Source organism: Pseudomonas sp. YNh, assembly GCF_037993085.1.
Lineage (GTDB): Bacteria > Pseudomonadota > Gammaproteobacteria > Pseudomonadales > Pseudomonadaceae > Aquipseudomonas > Aquipseudomonas putida.
On sequence record NZ_JBBMRJ010000001.1, the window covers coordinates 365,937 to 384,902 of the forward strand.

6 protein-coding genes are annotated in these 18,966 nt (G+C 64.9%); 2 read left to right on the forward strand and 4 right to left on the reverse strand.

Features of this window, described 5'->3' with window-relative positions:
- Position 1 precedes the first annotated feature (1 nt).
- From WF331_RS01600 to WF331_RS01610, 3 genes are all read right to left on the reverse strand, one after another.
- On the reverse strand, positions 2–7,828 hold the full coding sequence (locus tag WF331_RS01600; protein WP_340622594.1) for an amino acid adenylation domain-containing protein: 7,827 nt from the start codon (positions 7,826–7,828) through the stop codon (positions 2–4).
- A 1-nt stretch (position 7,829) separates the two neighbouring features.
- On the reverse strand, positions 7,830–14,297 hold the full coding sequence (locus WF331_RS01605) for an amino acid adenylation domain-containing protein (RefSeq protein ID WP_340622595.1): 6,468 nt from the start codon (positions 14,295–14,297) through the stop codon (positions 7,830–7,832).
- Between the two features lie 260 nt (positions 14,298–14,557).
- Entirely contained in the window at positions 14,558–15,541 is a 984-nt protein-coding gene (locus tag WF331_RS01610; protein ID WP_284359849.1) for a TauD/TfdA family dioxygenase, read from the reverse strand.
- A 180-nt stretch (positions 15,542–15,721) separates the two neighbouring features.
- On the opposite strand from WF331_RS01610, the gene azu reads away from it, so the two are divergent.
- Positions 15,722–16,171, forward strand: a complete 450-nt coding sequence (gene azu, locus WF331_RS01615) for an azurin (protein WP_016498395.1) — start codon at positions 15,722–15,724, stop codon at positions 16,169–16,171.
- 34 nt (positions 16,172–16,205) lie between these two features.
- Positions 16,206–17,858: a cyclic peptide export ABC transporter gene (locus tag WF331_RS01620; protein WP_340622596.1), complete on the forward strand. Its 1,653-nt coding sequence runs from the start codon at positions 16,206–16,208 to the stop codon at positions 17,856–17,858.
- Between the two features lie 38 nt (positions 17,859–17,896).
- Here WF331_RS01620 and WF331_RS01625 read toward each other — a convergent pair whose 3' ends face one another.
- Positions 17,897–18,832 (reverse strand): aspartyl/asparaginyl beta-hydroxylase domain-containing protein, encoded by a 936-nt coding sequence (locus tag WF331_RS01625; protein ID WP_284359852.1) that lies wholly within the window; start codon positions 18,830–18,832, stop codon positions 17,897–17,899.
- Positions 18,833–18,966 lie beyond the last annotated feature (134 nt).

The following is an 18,966-nucleotide window of genomic DNA, read 5'->3' on the forward strand; positions in this document are numbered from 1 at the left end:
CTCAAACTGCCTCAAGCTCATTCATGAAGTCGTGGAACTCATCCAGGTCGGCCGTGTTGTCAGCGGTTGCCTCGCCAATTGCTGCGGCATAGTCCCGAAGGTTGTCGGTCTGGAAAACCAAGGCCAGTGGCGTGTCCGTCCCCAGCTCCATCTGCAGGCGCGCAACCGCTTGTGTTGCCAACAGCGAATGCCCACCGAGCTGGAAGAAGTTGTCGCTCAGCCCAACCCTCTCCAGCTTCAGCACATCCGCCCAGATCGCCGCGATCTGCTGTTCCAGCTCGCTTTGCGGGGCAACGTATTCACCCTGCAACTGGCTGGCATCCGGCTGTGGCAGGGCCTTGCGGTCGAGCTTGCCGTTCGGTGTCACGGGCAATTTGTCGAGCAGCAACAAGTGAGCCGGCACCATGTAGTCCGGCAACCCGGCCTTGAGCGCTTCGCGCAGGCTGTCGCGCAGCGCGCTTTCATCTTGCGTGTTGTCGACAGGCACCACATAGCCCACCAACTGCTTGCCGCTCGATCCGTCCTGCGCCAGCACCACCGCTTCCTGCACGCTCGGCAGCTCCAGCAGGCGCGCTTCGATCTCGCCTAGCTCGATGCGCAGGCCGCGGATTTTCACCTGGTGGTCGATACGCCCGGCGTAGTCGATCACGCCATCGGCACGGTAGCGCGCCAGGTCGCCGGTGCGGTACAGGCGCCCGCCGTTATCACTGAACGGGTCCGGCACGAAGCGTTCGGCAGTCAGCGATGGGCGCTGGTGGTAGCCGCGAGCCAGACCGACGCCACCGAGGTACAGCTCACCGGCACCCCCGCGCACGGCCGGTTGCAGGCTGCCTTCGAGAATGTGGGTTTTCAGGTTGTCGATTGGCTGGCCGATCGGCACGCTGATGCTTTCGTCCGGCTGGCAGGTCCAGTGGGTCACGTCGATGGCCGCTTCGGTCGGGCCGTACAGGTTGTACAGGCCCGCTGCCGGCAGGCGTTGCAGGGTTTGACGCGCCAGCTCGGCCGGCAGTGCTTCACCGCTGCACACCACGCGCTTGAGGCTGGTGCAGCTTTCGACCGCTTCGTGGGTCATGAACGCCTGCAACATCGATGGCACAAAGTGCAGGGTGCTGATGCCATGGTGGTTGATGGTGTCCACCAGCAGTTGCGGGTCTCGGTGCGCCCCTGGCTGAGCCACGACCAAACGCGCGCCGGTCATCAGCGGCCAGAAGAATTCCCACACCGACACGTCGAAGCTGAACGGGGTTTTCTGCAGCACGCTGTCGCTGGCGTCCAGGCCGTAGGCCTTCTGCATCCACCACAGGCGGTTGACCAGCGCCTGGTGGCTGTTGCCGGCGCCTTTCGGGCGGCCGGTGGAACCGGAGGTGTAGATCACGTAGGCGAGGTTCAGCGGCGCCACATCGACGGCCGGGTTGGCGTCGCTGAAGCCGCTGAGGTCTTCGACATCCAGGTCCAGGCTGCGCAGGTCGGCCGGAATCGGCAGGTTGTCACGCAGGTGCGACTGGGTCAGCAGCAAGGCGATACCGCTGTCTTCAAACATGTAGGCCAGGCGGTCCTGCGGGTATTCCGGGTCCAGCGGCACGTAGGCGCCACCAGCTTTGACGATGCCCAGCAGGCCGATGACCATCTCCAGGCTGCGCTCCATGGCGATGCCCACCAACGCATCCGGGCCAACGCCCAGTCCGCGCAGCTTGTGCGCCAGCTGGTTGGCACGGCGGTTGAGCTCGACATAGCTCAGGGTCTGCTCGCCAAACACCAGTGCCGGAGCGTCCGGGGTGGCGAACACCTGAGCTTCGATCAACGAATGAATGCTGCGCTCGTTCGGATAGGCCGCTTGCGTGTGGTTCCAGCCTTCGACCATCAGTTGCTGTTCGGGCTGGGCCAGCATTGGCAGTTCACCAATAACGGCATCAGCACGATCGGTTAGCGCCTGAAGCAGGTTGGTGAAGTAACCCGCCAAACGGCCAATGGTCTCGTCGCTCCACAACGCACGGTCATGGCTGTACTGCATCGACAGGGTCGCACCCAGCTCTACTACCAAGGTCAGCGGGTAGTTGGTCTGCTCCTGCACGACCACCTCGCCAAAGCGCAGGCCACCGGGGGCGCCTTGTTGCAGCGCCTCGGACACCGGGTAGTTCTCGAACACCAGGATGCTGTCGAACAGCGCGTCACCGCCCTGCCCCGCCCAGCGCTGCACGTCGTACAGCGGCGTGTGCTCGAACTCGCGCACGGCCAGGTTGCCGGCCTGCACCTGGCCGATCCACTCGGCCACGGTCTGCTCGGCACGAGGTGCGCCGATTACTGGCAGGGTATTGATGAACAGGCCGATCTGCTCTTCCACGCCGGGCAGGTCTGCCGGGCGGCCGGCGACCGTGGCGCCGAAGCACACGCTGGCCTGGCCGGTGCAGCGCTGCAACAGCAGCAGCCAGGCCGATTGCACCAGGGTATTGACCGTGACCCGGTTGGCCCGGGCGAAGGCTTCGATGCGCGCGGTCTGCTCGCGGTCGAAGGCCAGCCGGTGGTCACCGTAGCCCGTGCCAGCAACGCCTGCGCTGCCGGCGATGGCCTGGGCCAGGCGGGTCGGCTCATCGAGGCTAGCCAGTTGGGCCTTCCAGAAGGCTTCTGCCACCGCTGCGTCCTGGTTTTGCAGCCAGGCGATGTAGTCACGGTAATGAGTGGCCTGCGCCTGTGGCGCCACGCCAGCATAGCGTTGCAGCACTTCACCCAGCAGGCGCGAGGTGCTCCAGCCGTCCATGAGGATATGGTGGTTGGTGTAGATTAGCTGGTAGCTGTCATCGCCCGTGCGTACCAGTACCAGGCGCAGCAATGGCGCTGCGGCCAGGTCAAAGCCACGCTGGCGCTCGCCTTCGGCCAACGCCTGCAAGGCCTGCTCCAGCGCCGGCTGGCCGCGCCAGTCGTGCTCGCTGAATGGCAGCTCGACCGCCTTGCGTACCACCTGCACCGCCTGCTTCAGTTCGCCCTGCATGAGGAAGCCGGTACGCAGGATGTCGTGGGCATCGAGCGTGGCCTGCCAGGCCTGCTTGAAGCGCTGCACATCCAGCCCGTGCACGTCCACGCGCAGCTGGTTGATGTAGTTGCCGGCCTGCTGGTCGTACAGGGTGTGGAACAGCATGCCCTGCTGCATGGGCGACAGCGGGTACACATCGGCGATCTGCCCGGCGGCCAACGGCAGGCTGTCCAGTTGCGCCTGGGTCAGCGCGGCCAGCGGGAAGTCAGATGGCGTCACACCTTGGTGTTGGGCATTGCAGCAATGCTCGACCAGTTCCGTCAGGGCCTGCCCGTAGGCATGGGCCAGGTGCTCGATGGTGGCCGGGTGGTGAACGTCGGCGCTGTAGGTCCATTCCAGGAACAGTTCGCCGCCGTACACCTGGCCAGTGATGCTCAGCCAGTTACCCAACTGCGCTCCAGCACATTGGGTGCGGCCTGCCGCCTCACTGCTTGGGGTGAACAGTGCGCTGGCTTCGCTATCGAAGCTGGCGTCAAACTGGCCCAGGTAGTTGAAGGTGACACGGGGCTGGGCGGCGCTCGCCAGTTGCTCACGCACCTCGGGGGCGCCAAGGTAGCGCAGCAGACCATAGCCGATGCCTTTGTCCGGTATTGCGCGCAACTGCTCCTTCACCCGCTTGATCGATTGGCCAAGGTCGTGGCCAGGGGCAAGGCGCACCGGGAACAGACTGGTGAACCAGCCCACGGTGCGGCTGAGGTCGAGGTCGTCGAACAGGTCTTCGCGGCCATGGCCTTCCAGTTGCACCAGTACGTTGTCCTGGGCACTCCACTGGCACAGCGTGCGCGCCAGTGCAGTCAGCAGCAGGTCGTTGATCTGCGTGCGGTAGGCGGCTGGGGCCTGCTTCAGCAGCTTGGCGGTACGCTCGGCATCCAGTCGCGTGGCGGCGGTGCGGGCATGGGTGTTGTCCAGGCTGCCCTGCGGGTTGTCACGCGCAAGTTCTGCGTTGTCGCCGGCCAGCACCTGCTGCCAGTAGCCTTGCTGTGCGTGCAAGGCCGGGCTACTGGCGTGGGCGGCAAGGCGCTCGGCCCAGGTATTCACCGGGCTGGTCTTGGCGGGCAGGCTCACGGCCTGGCCGTTCAGCAATTGCTGGTAGGCCTCCTGCAAGTCTTCCAGGAGGACGCGCCACGACACACCGTCCACCACCAGGTGGTGAACCACCAGCAGCAGGCGCTGCTGGCCGTCGGGGAAGTCGAACAGTTCGGCGCGCAGCAACGCCCCTTGCTCCAGGTTCAGGCTGGCCTGCACACCGTTGCCGGCAGCGTCCAGTTCGCCCAGCGAGGCCAACGTGTGCTGGCGCAGCAGCGGCGCATTGTCCAGTGGCTGGAAGCGGGCTTGCCACTGGCCGTTGTCTTGGGTGAAACGCAGGCGCAGGGCATCGTGGTGTTCAACCACGGCGCGAAGGGCGGCTTCCAGTGCCTGCATCTGTACCGGGCTGGCCGGTTTGAGCAGTACGGATTGGTTCCAGTGCGAAGGCTGGGCAATATCCATTTCGAAGAAGCGTACCTGGGCGGGCAGCAGCGCGGCCTCGCCGCTGATGGCGGTGTCCACGGCTGCAGCTGCAACTACCGGCTGTTTGGCCTCGATGCGCTTGGCCACCTGGGCCAATTGGGCGATGGTCTGTTGCTCGAACAGTTGCTTGGGAGTGATCTTGATACCCTGGCGCTTGGCCCGGGCGATGATCTGCAGGCTGAGGATGGAATCGCCGCCCAGCTCGAAGAAGTTGTCGCTGCTACCAACCTGCTCCAGCTTCAGTACATCGGCCCACACGGCGGCCAGTTTCTCTTCGATCTCACCTTCCGGCGCCACGTAGCCACGGCTGACCGCGCCGGGTACCGGCAGCGCGCGTTTGTCTAGCTTGCCGTTGGCGGTCAGCGGCAGGCGCTCCAGCAACAGCATCTGTGCCGGCACCATATATTCCGGCAGGCGTGCTTGCAGTTGCGCCTGCAACTGCTGCGTCGTCACGCCAGCATCGACCACTGCGTAGGCCACCAGTTGCAGGCGCTCGGCATCACCTTCCAGCGGCAGTGCCAACACCACGGCGTCGTTGACTTCAGGCAGGCCGGCCAATACCCGGCCGACTTCCCCCGGCTCCACGCGGTAACCGCGGATTTTCACCTGGTCGTCGGCACGGCCAATGAACTCGACCAGGCCATCGGCCGTCAACCGTGCACGGTCACCCGTGCGATACAGGCGCAAACCGTTCTCGGCCGGCACGAAGCGCTCGGCGGTCAGCGCGGGCTGGCCCAGGTAGCCCTGGGCAACGCCCTGCCCGCCCAGGTACAGCTCACCGGGCACCTGTGCCGCCAGTGGGTTGAGGTAGCCATCCAACACCTGGGCGCAGGCATTGCCCAGTGGGCGACCGACCGGCACCGTACGGCAGCCTGGCACAGGCTGGGCGGGTTCGAAGGTAAGCACACCGACCGTGGTTTCGGTCGGGCCGTAGTGGTTGATTACCCGGCAACCCGGGCGAAGCTCCCGGACTTTTTCCAGCAGGCCCCAGCTACATGCCTCACCGCCCAGGATCAGCGCCTCGACAGGCAGTACATCGGCGGCGCGGGCTGCTTGCAGCAAACCTTGCAAGTGGCTCGGAACCAGCTTCAACACGCCAACCTGATGCTGCGCCATGTAGCTGGCGAAGCCATCCGGGTCGAATGCCAGCTCTTGCGGCAACAGGTGCAGCAAGCGGCCGGACGCCAGAGCGCCGAATAGCACGGTATGGCCCAGGTCGGCTGCGGGAGTGGACACCATTGCCATGCTGGCCGAACCCGGCAGTTGCAGGCGCTCCAGCACGGCCTGGGTGTAGCTGGCCAGCGCGCCGTGGCTCACCACCACGCCTTTCGGCTGGCCGGTCGAACCAGAGGTGTAGATCAGGTAAGCCGGCTGCTCAGGCGCGATTGCCACCTCGACCGGGCTGTCGCTGCAGGTTGCCCAGGCGGCGTGCTCGCAGGCAATCACCTGCACGCCTTGCAGGTCGGTGAAACGATCATCACCGGGTTCGTGCAACAGCACTGACGCACCACTGTCAGCAATCAGTTGTTGCAGGCGCTCCTGCGGTTGCTGGCCGTCCAGCGGCAGGTAAGCCGCACCGCTCTTGAGCACCGCGAGCAAGGCGCTGACCCACTCGATGGAACGCGGCAGGCACAGGGCTACGATGCTGCCAGCACCCACACCGCGCTGGCGCAGGAAGCTGGCCAGGCGATTGGACGCTGCCTCCAGCCCGGCCTGGGTCATGAACCGCTCACCGGCTCGCACGCCGCCGTGGGCCTGGCCTTGGGCTATGGCCTGGCGCCACAACGCAAGAATGTCACCCTGCGGATAAGACTGCACAGCAGCCGGCAGCACAGCCACAAGCTCTGGGCAGTCGACGATTACCTGCTGCAGGTCGCGGGTCAGCGCTCCCAGCACATGGCGCAAAGAGCCAGCCATACGCTCGATGGTGGCCTGCTCGAACAGGTCAGTTGCGTAGGTGAAGTAGCCCTCGATGCCTTCGGCCTTGTCGGAAAAATCGAACGCCAGGTCAAAGCGCGCGTCGCCACCGTCACGGGCAAAGCCCTCCACCTCCAGCGTACCTAGCCGCTTGCGCTCGGTGTCGCTGGCGGCCACGTGCTGGTTGATCTTGAACTGGAACAGCGGGTTGTGGGCCAGGTTGCGCTCCGGCAGCAAGGCATCCACCAGATGCTCGAACGGCAGTTCCTGGTGCGACTGTGCGCCGCCGATCACGTCCTTGACCTGCTCCAGCAGCGCGGCAAAGGTGGCGCGCTCGTCCACCTGCACACGCAGCACCTGGGTGTTGATGAAGAAGCCGATCAGGCCTTCCAGCTCCTTGCGGTTGCGCCCGGCGTTCGGCGCGCCGATGCGGATATCGGCCTGGCCGCTGTAACGCGACAGCACCACCGCCATGGCCGCCAGCACCAGCACGAACAACGTATGGCCACCCTTGCGGGCCTGGTTGCGCAGGGCTTCGGCCTGTTCGCCGGCAATGTCCACGCGCACCACCGCGCCGCGCTGGCTTGGCGTGGCCGGGCGCTCGAAGTCCAGTGGCAGGCTAAGCACCGGCTGCTCATCGCCCAGCTGTGTCTGCCAATATTCCAGCTGTCGCTGTGCCTCGCCGGCTTCCAGCCAGGCACGCTGCCAGATGGCGTAGTCGGCGTACTGGATTGGCAGGGCCGGCAACTGCGCCTGACGGCCTTCGGCCAGGGCGGTATACAGCTGGATGAACTCCTGCACCAGCACATCGCTCGACCAACCGTCAGAAATGATGTGGTGCATGCTCAGCACCAACACATGCTCCTCGTCACCCACGCGGAGCAGCGTTACCCGCAGCAGCGGCCCAGTCAGCAGGTCGAACGGCCGCTTGAGTACGGCGTCCACCGCCGCGCCCAGCGAGGCCTCATCGTCGGCACCGTCGAACACCGCCAGCTCCAGTGGCAGCGGGCAGTGGTCGAGGATTTCCTGATGAAATTCGCCTTCGTCCGAGGCGAAGCGCGTGCGCAGAGACTCGTGCCGTTGCACCAGTGCATCCAGCGCCTGCTGGAGCACCACCTGGTCCAGCGCACCTTTGAGGCGCACCGCCATCGGCACGTTGTAGGCCGGGCTGTCAGGCTCCAGCTGCCAGAGGAACAGCAGGCGCTGCTGGGCATACGACAGCGGGATGCGCGCCAAACCCTGGCGTGCGGGCACGATGGGCAGCAGGCGGAAGCTCTGGCCGCTGGCCTGCATCTTTTCCAGGATCTGCTGGCGCTGCTCCACGGGGAGGCCGACGAAACGTTGGGCGATGCGTTGTGCTGCAGTGAGTTCCATGTCAGGCCTCTGTGAATGCGTTCATCATTTGTTCGATATCGCTCAGGCCGTCGTCGGAAAGCGACAGACCTTGCTCGTCCAGTGCCTGGGCGAACGCGCGCAGTTCGGGGTGGCTGAAGATCAGCCGCAGGGGCACGTCGAGCCCCAGCTCCACGTTGATCCGTGACACCGCCTGAGCGGCCAGCAGGGAGTGGCCGCCCAGCTCGAAGAAGTTGTCGTTCAGGCCCACCCGGGCAACGTTCAACAACTGCGCCCAGAGCGCGGCCAGCTGCTGTTGCCGCTCGGTCTGTGGCGCCTCGTAGTCATGCTGCGGCTGGCTTGGGTCGGGCAGCGGCAGCGCCTTGCGGTCGAGCTTGCCGCTGGGGGTCAGTGGCATGCTTGGCAGGGTCACCAGGTAAGACGGGATCATGTAGTCCGGCAGGCTGGCCTTAAGGTACTGCTTCAGTGCCATGCGCAAGTCGCCGCTGTGGCCTTCGGCTGGCACGGCATAGGCACACAGTTGCTTGCCACTGGGCAGGTCGATGGCCAGCACGGTGGCCTCGCGCACGTCCGGGTGCGCCCGCAGGTACTGCTCGATTTCGCCTAGCTCGATGCGAAAGCCTCGTACTTTCACCTGATGGTCGACCCGGCCGCGATAGGCCAGCTGGCCGTTTTCGTCGTAGTAGCCAAGGTCGCCGGTGCGGTACAGGCGGCCACCGCCAACCGGGTCGAACGGGTCGGGGATGAAGCGCTCGGCAGTGAGCGATGGCCGCTGGTGGTAACCGCGTGCCAGGCAGCCTGCACCGCCGATGAACAGCTCACCGGGGACACCCACAGGGGTCGGCGCCAAGCCATCGTCCAGCGCATGCAGGCTGCGGCCCGGCAAGGCGCGGCCGATGGGTACGCCACCCAGGCTGATCTGCTGCTCGGTCATCTGCGAGCAGTCATATGTGGTGGCGACCACGGTGGCCTCGGTCGGGCCATAGGTGTTCAGCAGGCGCACGGCTGGTGGGCCATCCGCCAGCCAGGCGCGCAGGGCGTCTTCCGGCACTGCTTCGCCGCCCACGTGAATCTGCTTCAGGCGGCCATAGGCTTCGGGGGCACGGCGCTCCAGCGCCAGCAGGCGCCAGTAGGCGGCCGGCAGGTCGGCCACGGTCACGCCATGGCGGTTGATTTCGTCCAGCAAGGTGGCTGTATCCCACAGCCGCAGGTCGCGCAGCACCACGCAGGCGCCGCAGGCCAGCGGCGGGAAGAACTGCTCGATGAAGCCATCGAAGCTGAAAGTGGCGAACTGCAACACACGGTCGTGCGGGCTCAACCGCGAATAGTCGCCGGCCACCTGGCAGAACACCGACAAGGCATGGTGGTCGATGGCCACGCCCTTGGGCATACCGGTGGAACCGGAGGTGTAGATGACGTATGCCAGGTTCTGTGGCGTAACCAGGTTCGGTAGCGGCTCGGCTGGCCAGGCTTGCAACCACTCGCTGCCAGGCTCCAGCACCAGGCAAGGCAGCTGCTTGGCCAGCTGCAGGCGCTCCCGCGAGGCGGCATCGGCCAGCAGCAAGCCGATTTTGCTGTCCTCGACCATGTAGGCCAGTCGATCCTGCGGGTAGTCTGGGTCCAGCGGCACATACGCGCCTCCGGCCTTGTGAATGGCGATCAGTGCCAAGGCCATGCCCAAGCCACGCTCAACGGCAACGCCGACCAGGCAGTCCGGGCCTACGCCCAGTGCCCGCAGGCGATACGCCAGCTGGTTGCTGCTACGGTCCAGCTCGGCATAGGTCATCTGCTGGTCGTCAAAAATCAGCGCCAAGGCGTCTGGCCGCTCACGCGCCTGGTGTTCAAACAACTGGTGCGCGCACAACCCGCTGGTGGCTTGAGGCACGGGGTTCCAATCGTGGGTCAACTGCTGGCGCTCGGCGATGCCAAGGAAGTCCAGCTCGGCAATGCAACGCTGCGGCTCGGCGCAGATGGCCTCCAGCAATGCCTGCCAGTGCCCGGCCATGCGCTCGATACGCGCCGCGTCGAACAGGTCGGTGGAGTAATTGAATGAAGCCGTCACGCCATCGGAGCGCTCCAGCGTGTTCAGCGAAATGTCGTACTGCGCGCCCGGCTCCAGCAGGTCCACTTCCTTGACGCTCAGGCCGTGCAGGGCATCGCTGGACACCTGCTCGCCCAAGTCGCGCAGGTGGTTGTACAGCACCTGGAAGAACGGGTTCACGCCCTGGTCCCGGTCTGGGTACAGCGCTTCGGCCACCTCCAGGAATGGCACATCCTTGTTGGCCTGGGCTTGCAGCGTGGTTTCCTTGATGGCGGCCAGCAGCTGGGGGAACGGCTGGCTGCCATCCACGCCGATCCGTGCCACCACCACATTGATGAAGAAGCCGATCAGCCCTTCCAGCTCCAGGCGGTTGCGGTTGGTGACCGGTACGCCGATGTTCAGCGTGCCCTTGCGGCTGTAGCGCGAAAGCACGATGGCGTAAGCCGCCAGGAACACATGGAACAGCGTGGCGTTGGATGCCACCGCCAGTGCACGCAGGCGCTCGGTCAGGGCCAGCGGCAAGCGCACGTCGAAGCGGCTGCCCTGGTAGCTTTTGACCTGCGGGCGAATGCGGTCGGCGGGCAGTTCGAGCACTTCGAAGTCGTCTTCAAGGCGCGTCTTCCAGAAGTCGATCTGGGCCTGCATCTGCCCTTCGGCAAGCCATTTGCGCTGCCAGGCGGCGAAGTCGGCATACTGCACCGCCAGCGGTTCGACGGCGTGCACCTGACCAGTGGCAGCAGCGTTGTAGGCAGCGGCGAACTCGCGCACAAGCAGGCTCATCGACCAGCCGTCGGAAACGATGTGGTGCAGGGTCAGCGACAGCAGGTGCTCCTGCGCATCCACCTTGAACAGGCGGGCACGCAGCAGCGGGCCGTGCTCCAGGTCGAACGGGACGAACGCTTGGGCTTCCAGCTTGCGCATCTGCGCCGCGTGGTCCTGGCCGCTGATATCTTCGAAGCCGATCGGCACCGAAGCCGCCGGCTGGATGCGCTGCCAAGGCAGGCCCTCAGCCTCCACGAACACCGTGCGTAGCGATTCGTGACGGGCGACCAGGGCGTCCAGCGCAGCCTGCACCGCTGCACGGTCAAGATTGCCCTGCATGCGCACAGCCATTGGCGTGTTGTAAGCCAGGCTTTCGGGGTTCAGCTTCCAGAACAGCCACTGGCGGTTTTGCGAGCGAGACACTGGCAGCGGCTGCTGCCGGTCAAGGATTTCGATCTCCAGCCCGGCGCCCTGCTCTCCCTCGGCTACCGCTTGAGCGAAGGCTTGCAGGTCGACGGTATCGAACAGGGTACGCAGCGGGAGGTCCACGCCCAATTGCTTGCGCACCCGTGATACGGCCTGGGTGGCCAGCAGCGAATGGCCGCCAAGGGCGAAGAAGTTATCAGTCAGGCCCACCTGCGGCACTTGCAGGACTTCGGCCCAGATTTGTGCCAGCTGCACTTGCAACGGATTCTGCGGTGCCTGGTAAACCACCTGTGTCGCGACCGGCTCTGGCAGCGCCTTGACGTCGACCTTGCCGTTGACAGTGAAAGGCAGGTGCTCCAGCACCATCAGATAGGCTGGCACCATGTGTTCGGGCAGCAGGCCTTTGAGGGTGGCGCGGATCGCGTCCTGCCAGGCCACGCTGTCGGCCGGCACCTGGCTGGGCACCAGCCATGCGGCCAGTTGCAGTTGCGGTGCCTGGCCATGCACGCGCACCAGCGCGTTGGCGACACCCTCCAGCGCACGCAGCTGGCTTTCGATTTCGGCCAGCTCCACACGGTAGCCACGGATTTTCACCTGGCCATCCATGCGCCCGGCAAATTGCAGGTCGCTGCCCTGGCGTACCCAGTCGCCGCTGCGGTACAGCCGCTGGCCGTGCCTGCCGCCTGGATCAGGGACGAAGCGCTCGGCCGTGAGCGCCGGGCGATTCAGGTAACCACGGGCCAGCCCGGCGCCACCGATGTACAGCTCGCCCTTGGCCTTGGCCGGCAGCGGTTGCAGGCAACGGTCGAGTACCGCAACGCAGGTATTGGCCAATGGCTGGCCGAGGCGGGCTTGCTCGTCAAGTTCAGCGACCAACACGCCGACAGTGGTCTCGGTCGGGCCGTAGTGGTTGAACACCTTGAGCGCCGGGTTCAAATGGCTAATTTTAGCCAGCAGGCCCGGGCTGATGGCCTCACCGCCCAGCACCAGGCACTGCGCTGGCAGCGCCGAACGGCCAGCCACCAACATCGCCTCCAGGTGCGACGGCACGATCTTCAGCGCGTCTACCTGATGCTCGGCCAGGTAGGCAGCGAAGCCTTCGGCATCCAATACCTGTTCACGCGACAGCATGTGCAGAGTGTGGCCGCCGCACAGGGCACCGAACAACATGGTGTGGCCCAGGTCGGCGGCCGGCGTCGAAACCTGGGCCATGCTGCGGATGCGCTCGACCGGCAGGCGCGCGGCGATGCCATCCACGTAGTTGGCCAGAGCGCCGTGGCTGATCGCCACGCCCTTGGGCTGCCCGGTGGTGCCAGAGGTGTAGATCACATAGGCCAGGTTGGCCGGCTGGGGCGCTGGGCGAACGGTACTGGCGCTACCCGTTTGCGCCCAGTCGATGCGCTGCACGCCATCAGCCAGTTCAGCCTGCCAGTGACTGGGTGCCAGCACCAGGCGCGTGTCGCTGTCGGCCAGCATGTAGGCCAGGCGCTCGGCAGGTTGTTCAGGCTCCAGCGGCAGGTATGCGCCACCGGCCTTGAGCACACCCAGGATGCTGGCGAGCATGCCAACGCTGCGGTCGGCCAGCACGCCGACCAGCGTGTCCGGCCCTACCCCGGCCTGGCTCAAGCGGCCGGCAATAGCTTCGGCACGGGCATCGAGCTCGGTAAAACTGGCTTGCTCGCCCGCGGCCATTACCGCCGTACGTTCGGGGTGACTGCTGGCGGCAGCGGCAAATCGTTGGTGCACCAGCCGGGTTGCCTCGACCGGCTTCAACTCACTCTGGGCAACGGCCAGGCCCGGCAATGCCAGCTCGCCGACAGCACCACCGGTTTCATCGGCCAGCGCTTGCACCAGGGCCAGCCACTGCTCGCCGAGAGCTTCGACAGTAACAGCGTCGAACACATCGGTGGCGTAGGTGAACGCCGCGTGCAATTGCCCGGCGCGCTCGTGTGTGTCCAATGCCAGATCGAAGCGGGCGCTGTGCTTCTTCAGCGTGATCGGCGCCAGGCTCAGGCCGGAGCGGGTTTCAATGGCCTGCACATCCGCCACCTGCGCCTGGTGGTTGAACAACACGCGGAACAGCGGGCTCTCGGTGCTGCGCGGCAGCTCCAGGGCCTCGACCAACTGCTCGAATGGCAAATCCTGGTGGCTTTGGGCGCCCAAAGCGGTCACGCGCACGCACTGCAGCAGGCCAGTGATGTCAAGCAGCGGGTCGATCTCAGTGTGTAGCACTTGGGTATTGATGAAGCAGCCGATCAGGCCCTGGCCTTCTGCACGATTGCGGTTGGCGATAGGCACGCCGACACGGATTGCGGCTTGGCCGCTGTAGCGTTGCAGCAGCAGTTTGAAGGCAGCCAGCAGGACCATGAACAGCGTGACGTTGTGCTTGCGGGCCACACTCCGCAGGCGCTCGGCAACGTCTGCGGCGATGGAGAACTCGTGGCGTGCGCCCCGGTAGCTGGGCCGGCCCTGCCGTGTGCGGTCCAATGGCAGTTCCAGCGGTGAATGGTCATCACCCAAACGGGCTTGCCAGTAAGCCAGCTGGCGCTCCTGCTCTCCGGCTTCCAGCCAGCTGCGCTGCCACAGGGCATAGTCGCGATACTGGATTGGCAGCGGCTCAAGGGTGGCGTCGGCACCCGCCACGGCGGCGTCGTACAGGCGCAGGAACTCGTCGATCAGCACGTTCATCGACCAACCGTCGGCGACGATATGGTGCAGGGTCAGTAGCAACACGTGATCTTGCGGGGCCAGTTGCAGCAGGCGCACACGTAGCAGCGGGCCGCTGGCCAGGTCAAACGGGGCCATCGCCTCGGCTTCGGCGATGGACTCGACAGCGGCCTGGCGGGCACTTTCATCCAGTTCGGCCAGGGCATCCTGGCGCAACTGCAACGGGGCAGCGACCGCATCGACCTGCTGGCGTACGTCATCGCCATCGGCGACGAACCGGGTACGCAGGGTTTCGTGACGGGCGATCAGGGCGTCGAAGGCGTGCTGCAGGGCAGCCAGGTCCAGCGGGCCATGCAAGCGCACAGCCATGGGCAGGTTGTACGCCGCGCCCTGCGGGTCGAGCTGCCAGAGGAACCACATGCGCCGCTGGGCATACGATAGCTGGTCGCGCTCAGCTACTTCCACACCGGGCGCGATCGGCAGCACGGAAAAGTCCATGCCCTCGCCCTGCAGCGCCTTGAGGAACAGGCGGCGCTTGTCGGGGCTGAGTTCGATGAAGCGGCGGGCGAGCTTGAGCGTTTGATCAGCATTCATGTCGAGCGGTGTCCTGGCAGTCGAGCGGTAACTGTCAGACGAAGGCATGGGGGGCTGATTTAGGGGGGCGGCGGAGAACGGGCTTGCCGAGACTCTAAAAGTTGACGCAATCACTGTGGGAGCGGCTTCAGCCGCGAACACCGGCAAAGCCGGTGCCATTCACCGCGCTGGATTCTTCGCGGGTGAACCCGCTCCCACAGGTCCTGCATCGTTCCTGAGGACAGGGATAACCCTGCAGGAACACGGTACTTCAGAGCCCTTCAGCGCAGCAGTTCGGAATGCCCCTCAGCCATCGCTACCACCACCTTGCGCTTGCCGGTAAACGGCGACCGCGCATGCGCCGCGAGCATGTTGTCGAGCATCAGCACATCATTCGCCAGCCAAGGGAAGCTGATGGTGCAGTCATCCAGCACCCCGCGCACTTCATCGAGTAGCGAATCTTCGATGGTCGTACCGTCGCCGTAGTACACGTTGCGCGGCAGGTCCTCTTCCTCGACGATGTCCATCAGCGACTCACGCACTTCTGGTTGCAGGTTCGACACATGAAAGAGGTGCGCCTGGTTGAACCACACATTGTCCCCGGTCACGGGGTGGCGCCCCACCACCTGGCAACGCTGGCGGGTGCGCAGCTCGCCGTCGTCCTTCCAGATACACTCGATGGCATGCGCCCGGCAGTAGGCCTCGACCTGGCGCGGGTCTTCGGTGTTGAACACTTGCGACCACTCCACGTCCAGGCCGTTACCGTAGTTGCGCACGTACATCAGCCCTTTCTCTTCCAGACGTTGGCGAATGCGCGCCGGTATGCGCCGGTACACCTCCCGGCTGTCGGCAATCGGCGTCTCGCCACCGGTCTCGGCGGGGATCACGCTGTAGAACCAGATCTTCATTGGCCATTCCAGGGTGTAAGCCTGCTCGTTGTGCAGCGGGATGCTCTGGTGTGCGGGGTACTCCGTTGAGGTGTAAACGCCCTTGGTCACGTTGCTGCGTGGCGTGGAGCCAAACTCATAATTGAGCAGCGGGTGCCCGAAAGAGGCGGCAAACTGACGGAAGGCTTCGGCGCCACCGATCTCGAACCCGCGGAACAGGATGCCACCCGCCTGCAGCAGGTGCCGGTCCACCAGCGGCTGCAATTCGGCAAAGGCCTCCAGCAGGTCAATCCCCGGCTCCGGTGCGCGCACCAGCAGCGGCAGGTTGCCGCGCGTGGCGTCCAGGGGTTCGATGGCAAAGCTCAGCAGTTCACTCATGTACGGTCACCTCAAGCCAGGGCCGCTTTGGCGGCGTAATCGGGTTTTGCGCCATGGCGGCGCCTGACTAGATGAACGAGCGGGCCAGCGGGAAATTCACCAGGGCAGCACACGCAGGTAAAGCGCAGCCGCGCCGGTTCGTCTGAACGATGTGACCCTTTTATCGCCCAGGAACCGTACATGACTCGCCAGCTTCTGCTCCTCGCCCTGCTTGCCGCGGCCCCTGCCGCCTGGTCGGCGGAGCAATGCGCCGTGGAAATCCATGGCACCGACCAGATGACCTTCGACAAGGCCGCCATCACCGTACCCAAGGCGTGCACCTCGTTCACCGTCACCCTCACCCACCCCGGTGACATGCCAAAGAACGTGATGGGTCACAACTGGGTGCTGAGCACCCCAGCCGACATGCAAGGCGTGCTGGATGAAGGCCAGAAGGCCGGCGAGGCGCAGGACTATGTGAAACCTGGCGACACCCGGGTCATCGCCCACACCCGCCTGATCGGCGGCGGCGAAAAGGACAGCGTCACCCTCGACACCCGGTCGCTGAAGACCGGTACCGACTACAGCTTCTACTGTTCCTTCCCGTTCCACAGCACCTTGATGAAGGGCACCCTGACCCTTGGCAGCTGACCCCGCCCCCACCTCACCAGCGAGATCACGCTTCATGAAAACCTCCTCTCCCGGGGCCATCCGCGAATTGCTGGGCCTGCTCAAACCCTACCGCCCTGCGGTAATCGTGTCGGTGCTGCTGGGCATGCTCGGCGGCCTCGCCGTGACTGCCCTGCTGGCTACCGTCAACCAAGGCCTGCACGCTGACGGCGGCATGAGCCAGGGTGTGATCCTGGCCTTCGCCGGCCTGTGCGTACTGGCCCTGGTCAGCAGCGTGGCGGCCGATAGCGGCACCAATTACGTCGGCCAGAAAGTGATTGCCCGCCTGCGCAAGGACCTGGGTGCCAAAGTGCTGTCGGCGCCGATCGAACAGATCGAGCGCTACCGCACTCACCGCCTGATCCCGGTGCTGACCCGTGACGTCGATACCATCAGCGATTTCGCCTTCGCCTTCGCCCCATTGGCCATCTCGCTGACCACGGTGACCGGCTGCATGGCCTACCTGGCCTGGCTGTCGTGGCCGATCTTCGTCATCACCCTGGTGGCCATCGGCATCGGCAGTGGTGTGCAGTACATCGCCCGGCAAAAAGGCCTGGCCGGCTTCAACGCCGCTCGCGATGCCGAAGACAACCTGCAGAAGCACTACTCGGCCATCGCCGAAGGCGCCAAGGAGCTGCGCATCGACCGCCGCCGCCGCCATGCCATGCTCACCCGTAATATCCAGGGCACCGCCGACTTCATCGCCAACACCCACATTCGCGCCATCAACATCTTCGTGGTGGCCAAGAGCCTGGGTTCGATGCTGTTCTTCGTGGTCATCGGCCTTACCCTGGCCCTTCAATCGCTATGGCCGAGCAACGACCCGGCAGTGATGAGCGGTTTCGTGCTGGTGCTGCTGTACATGAAAGGCCCACTGGAGACGCTGATCGGCAACCTGCCAATCCTTGGCCGCGCCCAGGTGGCTTTCCGCCGCATTGCCGACCTGGCCGAGCGCTTTTCGTCGCCCGAGCCGCACCTGCTGCTGGAGCCGCCGGTCAAGCGCGAGGCCTTGGCTACCGCGCACCTGGAACTGCACAACGTCGAGTACGCCTACCCGCCTGTGGACGGCAACGAGCCATTTCGCGTGGGGCCGGTGAACCTGAGCATCGAGCCGGGCGAAATCCTGTTCATCGTCGGTGAAAACGGCTGCGGGAAGACCTCGCTGATCAAGCTGCTGCTGGGCCTGTACACCCCGCAGCGTGGCGAAGTGCGCCTGAACGGCAAGGCTGTCGGCCCGGAGGGGCTGGACGACTACCGCCAGCTGTTTACCACTGTGTTCGCCGATTACTACCTGTTCGAAGACCTGCCAGAGCACGAGCACAGCCTGCCCAGCGATGCCACACGCTACCTGGAACGGCTGGAGATCGCCCACAAGGTCAGCGTGCGTGATGGCGCCTTTACCACCACCGACCTGTCGACAGGCCAACGCAAGCGCCTGGCGCTGGTCAATGCCTGGCTGGACGGGCGGCCGGTGCTGGTGTTCGATGAATGGGCGGCGGACCAGGACCCGACCTTCCGCCGGGTGTTCTACAACGAGCTGCTGCCGGACCTGAAGCGGTTGGGCAAGACCATCATCGTGATCTCGCATGACGACCGGTATTTCGATACGGCGGACAAGGTGGTGCACCTTAGCCGTGGGAAGATTGTCGAGGCGTTGGAACCGGCCTGAAAAAATAGTGGGGGCGTTTTGCGCCCCCACTCGCAGAATCAGAACAACCAGCGATACAACGCGTATGCCACCACCACCGCCAGCACCGGCCGCAGCACGCGGTAGGCCTTGGGGTTGGCGCGCTTGAACTGCTTCACGTGGGTGCTGATTTTATTGCTGAACCGCTTGCTCCAGGCATACGCCTGGTTAATGCCGCCCACGCGCTCGTCGTCGGTGTTCTGCGGCGCGGTGGCGCGGCCGAGGAAAGCACTGACCTGGCGGTTGATGCGGGTCATCAGCGGGCTGCTCAGCGGGCGCTCGATGTCACAGAACAGGATCACCCGGGTAACGTCGGTCTCGTTCTTCACCCAGTGCACGTAGGTTTCGTCGAACATCACGTCCTCGCCATCACGCCAGGCGTATTCCTCGCCATCGACGTAGATGCGGCAAGCATCGGAATTCGGCGTGGACAGGCCCAGGTGATAGCGCAGCGAGCCTGCGAACGGATCGCGGTGCGGGTTCAGGTGGCTGCCGCCGGGCAACAGGGCGAACATCGCGCCCTTGACGTTGGGGATGCTGCTGACCAGCTCGACGGTGCGCGGGCACAGGGCTTCGGCCGAAGGCAGCGGTTTGTCGTACCACTTCAGGTAAAAACGCTTCCAGCCTTTCTTGAAGAACGAACCGAAGCCGGCGTCGTTGTCCTTTTCGGCGGCGCGAATGTAGCCTTCATCGAACAGGCGCATGGCCTCTTCGCGGATGTCTTGCCAGTTGTCCTTCAGCACGTCCAGCTCAGGGAAGCGCTGGCGGTCCAGGTAGGGTTTGGACGGCACGCCGGAAAACAGGTACATCAGGGCGTTGTAGGGGGCGAACAGCGCCGAATGGTTGACGAACTGGCGCAACACCGGCAGGCGAGCCTTGCCGCGCAGGTGCACGAACAGCACGCTGCCGAAGAACACCAGCAGGACACCCGCCTTGGCTGCAAAGGAAAAGGTCATGCTTCACTCCTTGGAAAGGAGACAGGGCTGCGCAGCCTGGCTCCTGAAAATCATCCTGCCATCATAAACCGATCCCGCCGCGGTAAAAACAACCCGGGCGGGATCGCATTCATGAAGATTTTGCAATAAACCAC